An 11127-nucleotide genomic window follows, 5' to 3' on the forward strand; every position below is an offset into this window, starting at 1 on the left:
GCAACACGGCTCAACGCGGCAGCACGTTGAAGTCCCGCAGGACGCGCAACGCATCGGGGTGGCGCCGGAACGGAACGGCGTTCCCGAGCGAGAGCTTGGGTCCGGCACGATCGAAGAGCACGAGCGCTTCCGACGTGTTGAGATGACGTGACATGTATAAAAACCCGTCGACGCGACGGGGATGCCGGTAGACGGCAAGCGACCACCGTTGCGGAACGTCGTATGGCATGGTGGTCGACAACGCGCCGTCGCCACCGAGGTTTTTCAGCGGCAAGCCGTGCAGGACGGCCACGGTCAGCGGCGCACCGTCAAATGAAAGCACGTAGCGATCGAGTTCGGTCGTCACAAATGAAAGCACGTAGCGATCGAGTTCGGTCGTCACGAGCGGAAAACCGCCCAACGCCAGATCGGCGACTTCGTCATGCAGCACCGTCTCGGCGAATGCGCAATGCAGATCGAAACCGAAATAGCTGGTGCCGTACCGCCGCCGCTTGCGCGGATCGTCGAAGCGATTACCGCCCGATCTCCCGAAGTAGGGTTCTCCGGTCGCATATCGCGAGATGCGTACCAGCTCCGTCGGTGCAACGTCGCGAGTCGTCAGTGTCGCGCTCGCAAAATGTTCCCCCGGCGCCGTCAGCAAACGCCCCTCCTAGCGCTCGGCGAACGCCATGGCGGCGCGCTCGACTTCGTCCACTTTCCCGCGTGACAGCGCGACGAGCGGCGTAACGTTGCCCAGGGATGCCTTCGGCGTGGTGAAGAACTGCCATTTGCTCCATCCCGGCAAACTGCCGAGACATTGGGTCACCCTGCCCAACGTCTTGCGATCGATCTCTCCCGTCAGATAGAAGGCCGGATAGTACTGGGCAGCGCCGACATCGACCGCGAAGATCCGCCCGGACGCCACAGCCTTGCTGAGCGCCTGCCGCGTCATGCCGAGGCCGGCCCATGTCTGCGCGGCCGGCAGCAGCTTGCCGTCGGTGACCAGCATGCGCCGCTCCGCCTGCACGTGCCGCTCCAGATCGGCGGTGACGCCGCCGCCCCCCCGCTTCTTCCCGCCAGCGGGCTTCCTGTCGCGCGTCGCCGCGGCGGCGATGCCGAACGTAATCGTGCCGGCCAGATCGATGACCTGCGCGATGCCGACCTTGAACAGGTGCCCCAATTGCTCGTCGGACAGCCTGAGCAGCGCGCGTGCGCGATCGGGGCCGAGCATGGTCGCCGCGCCAACAGCGCTGCGCAACGCTTCCTCCGTCTCGACATCAAGGACTGCAGCCGTCCCTTCCAGCGTATGAGCTTGCGTGACCATGCTCGACTCCCGTCACTACCGAAGTAATCGAGCGTAGCCCCGAATCGAAACCAAGTCAACTACGTCAACCGAATTACCTCAAGTACCGGTTCCTTCGAGCGTGCGCTCGCGCTGCCGCGGAATTCGTCAAGCCGTGCGCAGAAACAGCCTCCGCGTGAGGTCGAACGCGACGAGATTGCCGGCCACCACGAGCAGCAGCCCGAGCACCGCCAGCGGCGACCACTGGTAGCCCTCGAACACCGTCGACACGGCCAGCGCGACGATCGGAAACAGCACCGTGCAGTACGCCGCGCGCTCCGGCCCGATCCGGCCGACGAGCGTCAGGTACGCGGTGAAGCCGATCACCGACCCCGGCACGGCGAGATACGCCAGCGCGCCGAGATAGCGCGGGCTCGTGTCGAGCGTGAACGGCATCCCGGCCGCCGCGCTGCCGACGGTCAGGATCGCCGCGCCGATCAGCATCGCCCAGCCGTTGGTCACGAGCGGATGCAGCCCCATCGACTGCATCCGGCTCGACAGCAGGTTGCCCGCCGAGAAGCACATCGTGCCGGCGAACGCGATCGCGAGCCCCGTCCACGTCGCATGGTCGTCGAGATGGCCGGCCATCTGCTGCCAGAACAGGCATGCGATGCCCGTCAGGCCGAGCAGCGCGCCGGCGATCGCCGACGGCCGCAGCGGGCGGCCCATGAACAGCCGGCCGTTGATCGAGTTCAGCAGCGGCGCGGTCGAGAAGATCACCGCGACGAGGCCGCTCGGCACGACCTGCTCCGCGTAGTAGAAGCACAGGAAGTTCAGGCAGAACAGCGCGAAGCCCTGCGCGACGAGAAAGCGCCACGCCTCGCGCGGCGGGCGCACCGGGCGGCGCATCACGCGCAGCAGCGCGAACAGCACGGCGGCCGCGAGCCAGAAGCGCCACGCGATCGACACGGGCGGCGGCACCGAGCCGAGCTGCCACTTGATCGCGATCCAGGTGGTGCCCCAGATCAGCACGGTGACGAAATAAAGCGACAGGTTCATGGCGGCATTCCGGAAAATCGGGTGAATCGGGATCCCGACTATGCCGTCGCACCGCGCGCGCCGATTGTCCGGAATTGCGGTCTTTTTCGGCGCGCCGCGCGCAGCGCCGCGCACCCGCTTATACTCGGCGCATCATGAGTCTCTCCCTCTGCGCCCCGCCCGTCGACCGCGCCGCCGCCCTGGCCGGCGGCGATCTGCCGTTCGGCCTGCAGTCGGTCTGCCGCACGCTCGCCGACGCGAACGCGACGCTCGAGCGCTTCGCGTGGCTCGGCGATCACCTCGCGATCGCCGAATGGACGCGGATCACCGACGAAAGCGAGACGGTCTACGAGCAGCCCGGCCATCACACGCTGTCGTGCTACCTCGACGGCGGCTACCGGACCGAGCGCCAGCGCGTGCCGCGCTACGGCGCGCCGAGCCTGCTGTGCGCGTTGCCGGGCGACCATGAATCACGCTGGTGGGTGCGCGGCGAAATGCATTTCATCCACCTCTATTTCCTGCCCGAGCACTTCACGCAGCGGGCGATCCGCGAGCTCGACCGTGAGCCGCGCGAGCTGAAGCTCGCCGATCGCACCTATTTCGAGGATGCACGCGTCGCGGCGCTGCTGCGTTCGCTCGCGCTGGATGGCTGGGACGATGCCGACGAGCGGCTGCGCGTGAACGAGACCGCGCACGAAGTGCTGAGCCTGCTGCTGCGCGGGCAGAGCACGACGCGCACCGACACGTCGTTCCGCGGCGGGCTGGCGCCGGCCGTGCGCCGCCGCGTGCGCGACTACATCGACACGTATCTCACGCAGCCGCTGACGCTCGGCGAACTTGCCGAGGTCGCCGCGCTGTCCGAATACCATTTCTCGCGGATGTTCCGGCTGTCGTTCGGCCGCGCGCCGCACGCGTGGGTGGCCGAGCAACGGCTTGCCCGGGCCCGCGAGCTGCTGCGCACGACGGCGCTGCCGCTCGCGCAGATCGCGGCCGACTGCGGCTACGCGAACGCCGGCCACTTCAGCCATCGCTTTCGCGACGCGCACGGCACGACCCCGAATACGTATCGGCGCGCGATGCAAGGCCGCTGAGCGCGGCCTCTTTCCGCTGTTCCGCGCTTACGCGCCGCGCCGCGACAGTTCCTGTTCGAGCGCCGCGACGCCGGCCGGCAGGTCGACCGGCACCTTCAGGTCGACCATCGTGCGGCCGAACGCATGCAGCGTACGGAACAGGTTGTGTTCGCGGCACTGCTCGCCCATCTGCCCGATCCGCACGATCGGCAACCCGAACGAGCCCGAGATCTCGACCTGGTACTGCTTCGAGATATGGCCGCAGACCATCCCGGGCGTGAGCCCCTCCGGCGTCTCGATCCCGACCACCGAATTGAGCCGGCAGTCCTTCGGCGCATAGAGCTTGAGCCCCATCGATTCGACGCCCGCCTGCAGCGCCAGCGAGCAGCGCAGGTGGCGCGCGGAGCGGCTTTCGAGCGTCTCGGCGCAGACGAGCCGCAGCGCCTCGTGCAGCGCGAGCACACCCGACACGGGCGCCGTGTAGTGATAGCCGGCGTTGTGCCAGAAATTCTCCGCGAGCGCCATGTCGAGACACCAGTGCGCGTTCGGCTCGGGGCGCGTCTTCATGCGCTCCCACGCAGCGTCGGAGAACGCGATCAGCGACACGCCAGGGATCGACGACAGTCCCTTCTGGCCGCCGGTGATCACCGCGTCGATGCCCCACGCATCCATCTCGAGCGGCATCGTCGACAGCGTGCATACCGCGTCGACGACGACCAGCGCGCCGGCCGCCTTCGCGAGCGCCGCGATGTCGCGCAGGTCGCGGTTCCACACGGTGTTCGACGTCTCGCCCTGCACGATCGTGACGATCTCGGGCCGCTCGCGCGCGATCGCGTCGGCGATCTCGTCGAGGCTCGCGACCGCGCGATCGGCCACTTCGAGCGTCGCGACGTCGGCGCCGACGCGCGTGGCCATCTCCGCCATCCGCGCGCTGAAGAAGCCGTTGCGAATCGACAGCACGCGCGTGCCGCGCCATGCGAGGTTCGAGATCGCCATTTCCATCGCGGCCGAGCCGGGGCCCGCGACACCGAGCACCCACTTCGTGCGGGTCTGGAACACGTAGCGCGCCATCTCCTTCACCTGCTCGATGATCTTCGCCATCGTCGCGCCGAGGTGGTTGATCACGATCGTGTTCGCCTTGGCCACCGCGGCCGGGATCGGAACCGGGCCGGCCCCCATCATCAGCAGCGGTTCTTCGGGCAGGATCGCGTCGAGCGGCACGACGACGGGACAGGGAATCGGCGAGTAATCGATGGACATGGCTGGAAAAGGATGAGGAAAGGAAGTGCTCGAACGCCCGCAGCACGGGGCCCGTGGCGCGGCGCCTGTTGCACGCGGCGAACTGATCGATCATTCCGTGTTCCGCCGCCTCGCGCAAGAGGCACGCGCGTCCGGACAGCGCGACGGTGGCCCGGTCATCGAACCGGGCCAGCCGGCCGTGCACCGCGTGCGCCATGATCTTCGGGATTGAAAAAAGGATTGCCCCCGCTTGCGAAACGGTTCCATTCGGGTTCCGTATGCGCGATTTTCTCCGCCAATATCGAGACGATTCTACGAAACCGGCGGTTCACCCCAATTGGCGGATCGAACGCAATACACCGGCCACCTGATACAAATCACTGAGCGAATTCGATACACAAAATCCGAACGTGGAAAAAACATCCACCATTCCTGATCGTATTGGGGAACGACTCCGGAATTGCCGTGTACCGGCTCGCCCGCATCGCCCACAACACATTGATTAATTTGATAAATATTTCTCTAATCGACACATGCTCCAATACCGATTCGGTTTTGCCCGGTGCGTTCTTGCTGCGTTGCAGCGTTAACCGGTACCCGCGATTTCGATTTTACGCAAGCCGCCCATTTTCTCAGGTTGACGGATATCGGTTCTGTATTTAACAATTGTCTACGGAATCGAAAATCGATTTTTCGATACGAGAGCGAGATGGAACCGCGCGATGCGCTTTCGACGTTGCGCGGCGAAAAATCACAACCATAATCATTCAACCGGGCCAGAAATACGCAAGCCATGAACCAGATTCAGACCATGCGTGTATTCGTCTGCGTCGCCGAGCAGCAAAGCTTCCGGCGCGCGGCGCACCATCTCGGCGTGTCCAATGCGCTCGTCACGCGTTCGATCGCGATGCTCGAGGGCCACCTGAACACACGGCTGATCCACCGCACCACGCGCAACCTGTCGCTCACCGAGGCTGGCGTGCGCTACCTCGATGGTTGCCGCGCGCTGCTCGAGGAATTCGACCACCTCGAATCGTCCGTCGCGCATGCGGTGCGCGAACCGGCCGGCACGCTGCGCGTCGTCGCGTCGGGGCTGCTGTCGCCGCTGGCGCTGACGCCGCTCGTCAGCAGCTTCCGGCACCGCTACCCCGAGCTGCGCGTGCAGCTGACCGTCTCCGAAGGGCCGCTCGACGTGCTCGATTCCGGCTACGACGTCGGCATCGTCACCGGCACCCGGCTCGACGGCAACCCGACGCTGATCGGCCATGCGCTCGCGCCGAACCCGTTCGTCGCGTGCGCGGCGCCGGCTTATCTCGACCGCCGCGGCGAGCCGCGCGTGCCGGACGACCTGCCGGGCCACGACTGGGTCACGCTTGCGCCGCACCAGCACGCACCGACCTGGCAACTGGTCGGCCACGACGGCGTCGCCCATTCGGTCACGGTGCGCCCGGCCTGCACGGTCAACCAGCTCGCGCTCGTCCAGGCGGCGGCCGTCGCCGGCGCCGGTATCGCGGTGCTGCCCGAGCCGTGCGTCGCCGATGCGCTCAACCACGGCACGCTCGTGCGGCTGATGGCCGGCTACCGGATCGACGATCCCGACACGCAGTTGTCGCTCGTCTATCCGAACCGCCAGTACGTGCCGGCCCGCACCCGCAGCTTCGTCGAGCACGCGCTCGAGCACTTCAGCGCGCCGGCCGCCCGCGAGCAGGCGGATTACGGCTTCCTGCGGCCGGTACGCGGCCCCGATCGCTCCGACATCGTCACGGGCCTGCAGTAAACTGCGCGCGTCAGCCATCGGAGGTGCAGCGTGCGCGTGATCCTGTTCAGCAGCCGGCAGTACGACGACGATTCGTTCACCGCCGCAAACCGGCAGTTCGGCTATCGGCTGCACTTCCAGCCGTCGCACCTCGACGCGGAAACGGCGATTCTCGCGCACGGCTATGACGTCGTCTGCCCGTTCGTCAACGACACCGTCGACGCGGCCGTGCTCGAACGGCTCGCCGACGGCGGCACGCGGCTGATCGCCCTGCGCTCGGCGGGCTTCAACCATGTCGACCTCGCCGCCGCCGAACGGCTCGGCATCACGGTCGTGCGCGTGCCCGCGTATTCGCCGCATGCGGTCGCCGAGCACGCGGTCGCGCTGATCCTCGCACTCAATCGCCGCCTGCCGCGCGCGGTCGCCCGCACCCGCGAAGGCGACTTCTCGCTGAACGGCCTGCTCGGCTTCGACCTGCACGGCAAGACCGTCGGCGTGATCGGCACCGGCATCATCGGCAGCGTGTTCGCGAAGATCATGATGGGCTTCGGGATGCACATGCTCGCGCACTCGGTGCCGCCGTACAACGACGAGCTGATCGCGTTCGGCGCGCGCTACGTCGAGCTCGACGAGCTGCTGCATCGTGCCGACATCGTCAGCCTGCATTGCCCGTTGCTGCCGTCGACACACCATCTGATCAACGAGCGGACGCTCGCGCGGATGAAGCACGGCGCGATGCTGATCAACACCGGGCGTGGCGGCCTCGTCGATGCGCAGGCGCTGGTCGACGCGCTCAAGAGCGGCCAGCTCGGCCATCTCGGGCTCGACGTGTACGAGGAGGAGAGCGGGCTGTTCTTCGAGGATCACTCCGACCTGCCGCTGCAGGACGACGTGCTCGCGCGCCTGCTGACGTTCCCGAACGTGATCGTTACGTCGCACCAGGCGTTCTTCACGCGCGAGGCGCTGGCCGAGATCGCGCACACGACGCTGCTGAACATCGAAGCGTGGCATGCGGGCGCGCCGCAGAACGTCGTGACCGCAACCCGCTGAGAAACCGCCCGTTTGATGGCGTGCAACGCATCCGCAATCGTTTGCTCGTGCGTGCTGCCGCGCACCGCGCTCGCCCTCATCAACAATTCAGCGCATTGTTTCGGCTGAAGTAACGTTTCGCGCGCGCCGTCTGCTATCGTTGCGCCGACGTCCTTCCCTGCCTTTGCCGCTCATGCGTTTCGACGATTCAGACATCGCCGCCGTCTACCGTGCCATCTTCGAACGGCGCGACATGCGCCATTTCACGCCGGCGCCCGTCGATCCGGCCGTGCTCGCACGGCTGCTGCGCGCGGCGCACCACGCGCCGAGCGTCGGTTTCATGCAGCCGTGGCGCTTCATCCGCATCACCGATCCTGCCCTGCGCACCTCGATCCACGCGCTGGTCGAGGCCGAACGCCGCGCGACCGCCGACGCGCTCGGCGAGCGCCAGGACGAATTCATGCGGCTGAAGGTCGAAGGCGTGCGCGAATGCGGCGAGTTGCTGGTCGTCGCGCTCGCCGACGGCCGCGAACGCCACGTGTTCGGCCGCCGCACGCTGCCGGAGATGGATCTGGCCTCCGCCGCGTGCGCGATCCAGAACATGTGGCTGGCCGCCCGCGCGGAAGGGCTCGGGATGGGCTGGGTGTCGTTGTTCGACGTCGATGCGCTGCGCACGCTGCTGCGGATGCCCGACGGCGCAAAGCCGATCGCCGTGCTGTGCGTCGGGCACGTCGATGCGTTCTATGCGAAGCCGATGCTCGAAGCAGAGCGCTGGGCCGCGCGGATGCCGATCGAAGCATGCCTGTTCGAGAACGGCTGGGACGATCCGGCGGCGATCGATGGGGCCGGATCGGCTGCGGCGCCAGCGGATGGGGGCAGCGAAACGAAGCGCACGCCGGACGCGATGCGCGACGGGTCGTCCGAACGCATCGCGTGATCCGCTCCGGCAGCCGCCATCATCCCGGCCCTGGAGCTCCCGCGAATCCCACACTGTGAGCTTGCCGCTTACCACCCCGTCGCACGCCGGCAACACCCGTTTTGGCCCCGAGCATAGGGGTTTTCACTGAAGTAGAATCGCGGCTGACGTTCGCCTCACCGACCGCCCGCCCCGCGCCTCCCGCGCCTGGCTCGAGCGGCATCCTTTCCCGAGCCTACCGCGATGCCCCTGCCTCTTTTCGCCCTTGCCGTCGCCGCATTTGGAATCGGTACCACCGAATTCGTGATCATGGGGCTGCTGCCCAATGTCGCGCGCGACCTCGGTGTGTCGATTCCGGCCGCCGGAATGCTCGTGTCGGGCTACGCGCTCGGCGTGACGATCGGTGCGCCGATCCTCGCGATCGTCACCGCGAAGATGCCGCGCAAGCGTGCGCTGATGGGCCTGATCGGGCTGTTCATCGCCGGCAACCTGTTCTGCGCGATCGCGCCCGGCTACGCGGTGCTGATGGCCGCGCGCGTCGTCACCGCGTTCTGCCACGGGGCGTTCTTCGGGATCGGTTCGGTGGTCGCGAGCAACCTCGTCGCGCCGAACCGCCGCGCGCAGGCCATCGCGCTGATGTTCACCGGCCTCACGCTCGCGAACGTGCTCGGCGTGCCGCTCGGCACCGCACTCGGCCAGGCGTTCGGCTGGCGCGCGACGTTCTGGGCCGTCACCGGCATCGGCATCGCCGCGGCCGCCGCGCTCGCGGTGTGCCTGCCGAAGAACCTCGCGATGCCCGACACCAGCATCACGCGCGAATTCAGCGTGCTGAAGCATCCGCAGGTGCTGATGGTGCTCGGCATCAGCGTGCTCGCGTCCGCGAGCCTGTTCAGCGTGTTCACCTACATCACGCCGATCCTCGAGGACGTGACGGGTTTCTCGCCGCGTCAGGTCACCTACGTGCTGCTGCTGTTCGGCCTCGGCCTGACCGTGGGCGGCACGCTCGGCGGCAAGCTCGCCGACTGGCGCCGGATGCCGTCGCTGATCGCGACGCTCGCGCTGATCGGCATCGTCCTCGCGCTGTTCGCGGGCACGATGCATCTGCCGTTCGCCGCGCTCGCGACGATCTTCGTGTGGGGCATCCTCGCGTTCGCGATCGTGCCGCCGCTGCAGATCATGATCGTCGATCGCGCGAGCGACGCGCCGAACCTCGCGTCGACGCTCAACCAGGGCGCGTTCAACCTCGGCAACGCGACCGGCGCGTGGCTCGGCGGGATGGCGATCGGCTCGGGCGTGTCGCTCGTGAGCCTGCCGTGGGTCGGCGTCGCGATGGCGATCGCCGCGCTCGCGCTCACGCTGTGGTCGGCGTCGCTCGAACGCCGGCCGGTGGCCGTCCCGACCGAATACGTGTAACGCGACCCTGCCGGGATCGTTGCGTACGCAACCCCATTCGAACCTGATGGCCTTCATGGACCTTTCAACGGTCGCGGTGTAGCATCGCGGCCGATGAAAGCCATTCTCAATCGCGATTTCCTCGCGCTGATCCTAAGCGTCGCGGTGGTCGGCCTCGGGACCGGCGCCACGCTGCCGCTCACCGCGCTCGCACTGACCGAAGCCGGGCACGGCACCAACGTCGTCGGCATGCTGACCGCCGCGCAGGCCCTTGGCGGCCTCGCGATCGTGCCGTTCGTCACCGCGCTCGCACGGCACATCGGCGCACGCCGCGCGATCGTCGTGTCGGTCGTGCTGCTCGCGGGGGCCACCGCGCTGATGCAGTTCACGTCGAATCTGATCCTGTGGGGCGTGCTGCGCGTGCTCTGCGGCGCCGCGCTGATGCTGCTGTTCACGATCGGCGAAGCATGGGTCAACCAGCTCGCCGACGATTCGACACGCGGCCGCGTCGTCGCGATCTACGCGACCAATTTCACGTTGTTTCAGATGGCCGGCCCCGTGCTCGTCAGCCAGATCGCCGGCGCGACGAGCATCCGCTTCGCGCTGTGCGGCGCGCTGTTCCTGCTCGCGCTGCCGACGCTCGCGACGATCCGCCGTGCGCCGCTCGCCGGCGACGACGCGCATCACGCAGCGCACGATAGCTGGCGCGCGGTGCTGCCGCGCATGCCCGCGCTGATCATCGGCACCGGTTTCTTCGCGCTGTTCGACACGCTCGCGCTGTCGCTGCTGCCGCTCTACGCGATGGATCACGGTGTCGCGAGCGCGACCGCCGTGCTGCTCGCGTCGATCATGCTGTTCGGCGACACCGCGATGCAGTTCCCGATCGGCTGGCTCGCGGACAAGCTCGGCCGCGAACGCGTGCACCTCGGCGCCGGCTGGATCGTGCTGGCCGGCCTGCCGCTGCTGCCGTTCGTGATCGCGAATCCGTGGCTGTGCTGGCCGCTGCTGTTCGTGCTCGGCGCGGCGGCCGGCAGCATCTATACGCTGTCGCTCGTCGCGTGCGGCGAACGGTTCCGCGGCGCGGCGCTCGTCACCGCGAGTTCGCTCGTGTCGGCGTCGTGGAGCGCCGCAAGCTTCGGCGGCCCGCTGGTTGCCGGCGCGTTGATGGAGCAACTGGGCAGCAACGCGCTCATCGGCGTGCTGGTCGCCTGTGTCGCCGCGTTCGTCGTGGCCGCGCTGTGGGAGCGCCGCGCCGCGGTGCAACGCGCGGTCTGATGCGGGTTGGCGTTGGCGTTGGCGTTGGCGTTGGCGTTGGCGTTGGCGTTGGCGTTGGCGCGCAGCATCGTGCACCCGTACACGTCGGTCCGCTCGCGCCCATTCCCCGGTAAACGAAACCGCCCGCGCAATGCGGGCCGTCCTGTCCTTC

10 protein-coding genes are annotated in these 11127 nt (G+C 67.7%); 6 read left to right on the top strand and 4 right to left on the bottom strand.

Annotated elements, in window-relative coordinates; all coding sequences use genetic code 11:
* Window positions 1–10: 10 nt before the first annotated feature.
* The 3 genes from HWX07_RS12380 to HWX07_RS12390 form a co-directional block, all read right to left on the bottom strand.
* Window positions 11–640 carry an RES family NAD+ phosphorylase gene (locus HWX07_RS12380; RefSeq protein ID WP_175876437.1) on the bottom strand — a complete coding sequence of 210 codons (630 nt, stop codon included), beginning with the start codon at window positions 638–640 and terminating at the stop codon, window positions 11–13.
* Window positions 641–649: 9 nt separating this feature from the next.
* Window positions 650–1303 (bottom strand): hypothetical protein, encoded by a 654-nt coding sequence (locus HWX07_RS12385; protein ID WP_175876438.1) that lies wholly within the window; start codon window positions 1301–1303, stop codon window positions 650–652.
* Window positions 1304–1429: 126 nt separating this feature from the next.
* Window positions 1430–2320: an EamA family transporter gene (locus HWX07_RS12390; RefSeq protein ID WP_175876439.1), complete on the bottom strand. Its 891-nt coding sequence runs from the start codon at window positions 2318–2320 to the stop codon at window positions 1430–1432.
* A gap of 134 nt (window positions 2321–2454) precedes the next feature.
* On the opposite strand from HWX07_RS12390, the gene HWX07_RS12395 reads away from it, so the two are divergent.
* Window positions 2455–3390, top strand: a complete 936-nt coding sequence (locus tag HWX07_RS12395) for an AraC family transcriptional regulator (RefSeq protein WP_124677448.1) — start codon at window positions 2455–2457, stop codon at window positions 3388–3390.
* 27 nt (window positions 3391–3417) lie between these two features.
* Here the strand turns inward: HWX07_RS12395 and HWX07_RS12400 are convergent, their stop codons facing one another.
* Complete coding sequence (locus HWX07_RS12400; protein ID WP_175876440.1) at window positions 3418–4629, bottom strand: alanine--glyoxylate aminotransferase family protein; 1212 nt, start codon at window positions 4627–4629, stop codon at window positions 3418–3420.
* A 772-nt stretch (window positions 4630–5401) separates the two neighbouring features.
* Here HWX07_RS12400 and HWX07_RS12405 point away from each other — a divergent pair.
* The 5 genes from HWX07_RS12405 (at window position 5402) to HWX07_RS12425 (ending at window position 10976) form a co-directional block, all read left to right on the top strand.
* Window positions 5402–6385 (top strand): LysR family transcriptional regulator, encoded by a 984-nt coding sequence (locus tag HWX07_RS12405; protein ID WP_175876441.1) that lies wholly within the window; start codon window positions 5402–5404, stop codon window positions 6383–6385.
* Window positions 6386–6415: 30 nt separating this feature from the next.
* A complete protein-coding gene (locus tag HWX07_RS12410; RefSeq protein ID WP_175876442.1) occupies window positions 6416–7414 on the top strand; it encodes a 2-hydroxyacid dehydrogenase in 999 nt (332 codons plus the stop codon).
* 172 nt (window positions 7415–7586) lie between these two features.
* Window positions 7587–8330 (top strand): 5,6-dimethylbenzimidazole synthase, encoded by a 744-nt coding sequence (bluB, locus tag HWX07_RS12415; protein ID WP_175876443.1) that lies wholly within the window; start codon window positions 7587–7589, stop codon window positions 8328–8330.
* A gap of 222 nt (window positions 8331–8552) precedes the next feature.
* Window positions 8553–9722 (top strand): MFS transporter, encoded by a 1170-nt coding sequence (locus HWX07_RS12420; protein WP_175876444.1) that lies wholly within the window; start codon window positions 8553–8555, stop codon window positions 9720–9722.
* Between the two features lie 93 nt (window positions 9723–9815).
* A complete protein-coding gene (locus HWX07_RS12425; protein ID WP_175876445.1) occupies window positions 9816–10976 on the top strand; it encodes an MFS transporter in 1161 nt (386 codons plus the stop codon).
* Window positions 10977–11127: the final 151 nt, after the last annotated feature.

The sequence above is a fragment of the Burkholderia sp. BCC0097 genome, from assembly GCF_902832985.1.
Taxonomy (GTDB): Bacteria; Pseudomonadota; Gammaproteobacteria; order Burkholderiales; family Burkholderiaceae; genus Burkholderia; species Burkholderia orbicola.

What these genes read in the sequence shown, in the direction of transcription:
- HWX07_RS12385 (WP_175876438.1), bottom strand. Translation starts at nt 1,303, where the DNA reads ATGGTCACGCAAGCTCATACGCTGGAAGGGACGGCTGCAGTCCTTGAT.
- HWX07_RS12390 (WP_175876439.1), bottom strand. Translation starts at nt 2,320, where the DNA reads ATGAACCTGTCGCTTTATTTCGTCACCGTGCTGATCTGGGGCACCACC.
- HWX07_RS12395 (WP_124677448.1), top strand. Translation starts at nt 2,455, where the DNA reads ATGAGTCTCTCCCTCTGCGCCCCGCCCGTCGACCGCGCCGCCGCCCTG.
- HWX07_RS12400 (WP_175876440.1), bottom strand. Translation starts at nt 4,629, where the DNA reads ATGTCCATCGATTACTCGCCGATTCCCTGTCCCGTCGTCGTGCCGCTC.
- HWX07_RS12405 (WP_175876441.1), top strand. Translation starts at nt 5,402, where the DNA reads ATGAACCAGATTCAGACCATGCGTGTATTCGTCTGCGTCGCCGAGCAG.
- bluB (WP_175876443.1), top strand. Translation starts at nt 7,587, where the DNA reads ATGCGTTTCGACGATTCAGACATCGCCGCCGTCTACCGTGCCATCTTC.
- HWX07_RS12420 (WP_175876444.1), top strand. Translation starts at nt 8,553, where the DNA reads ATGCCCCTGCCTCTTTTCGCCCTTGCCGTCGCCGCATTTGGAATCGGT.
- HWX07_RS12425 (WP_175876445.1), top strand. Translation starts at nt 9,816, where the DNA reads ATGAAAGCCATTCTCAATCGCGATTTCCTCGCGCTGATCCTAAGCGTC.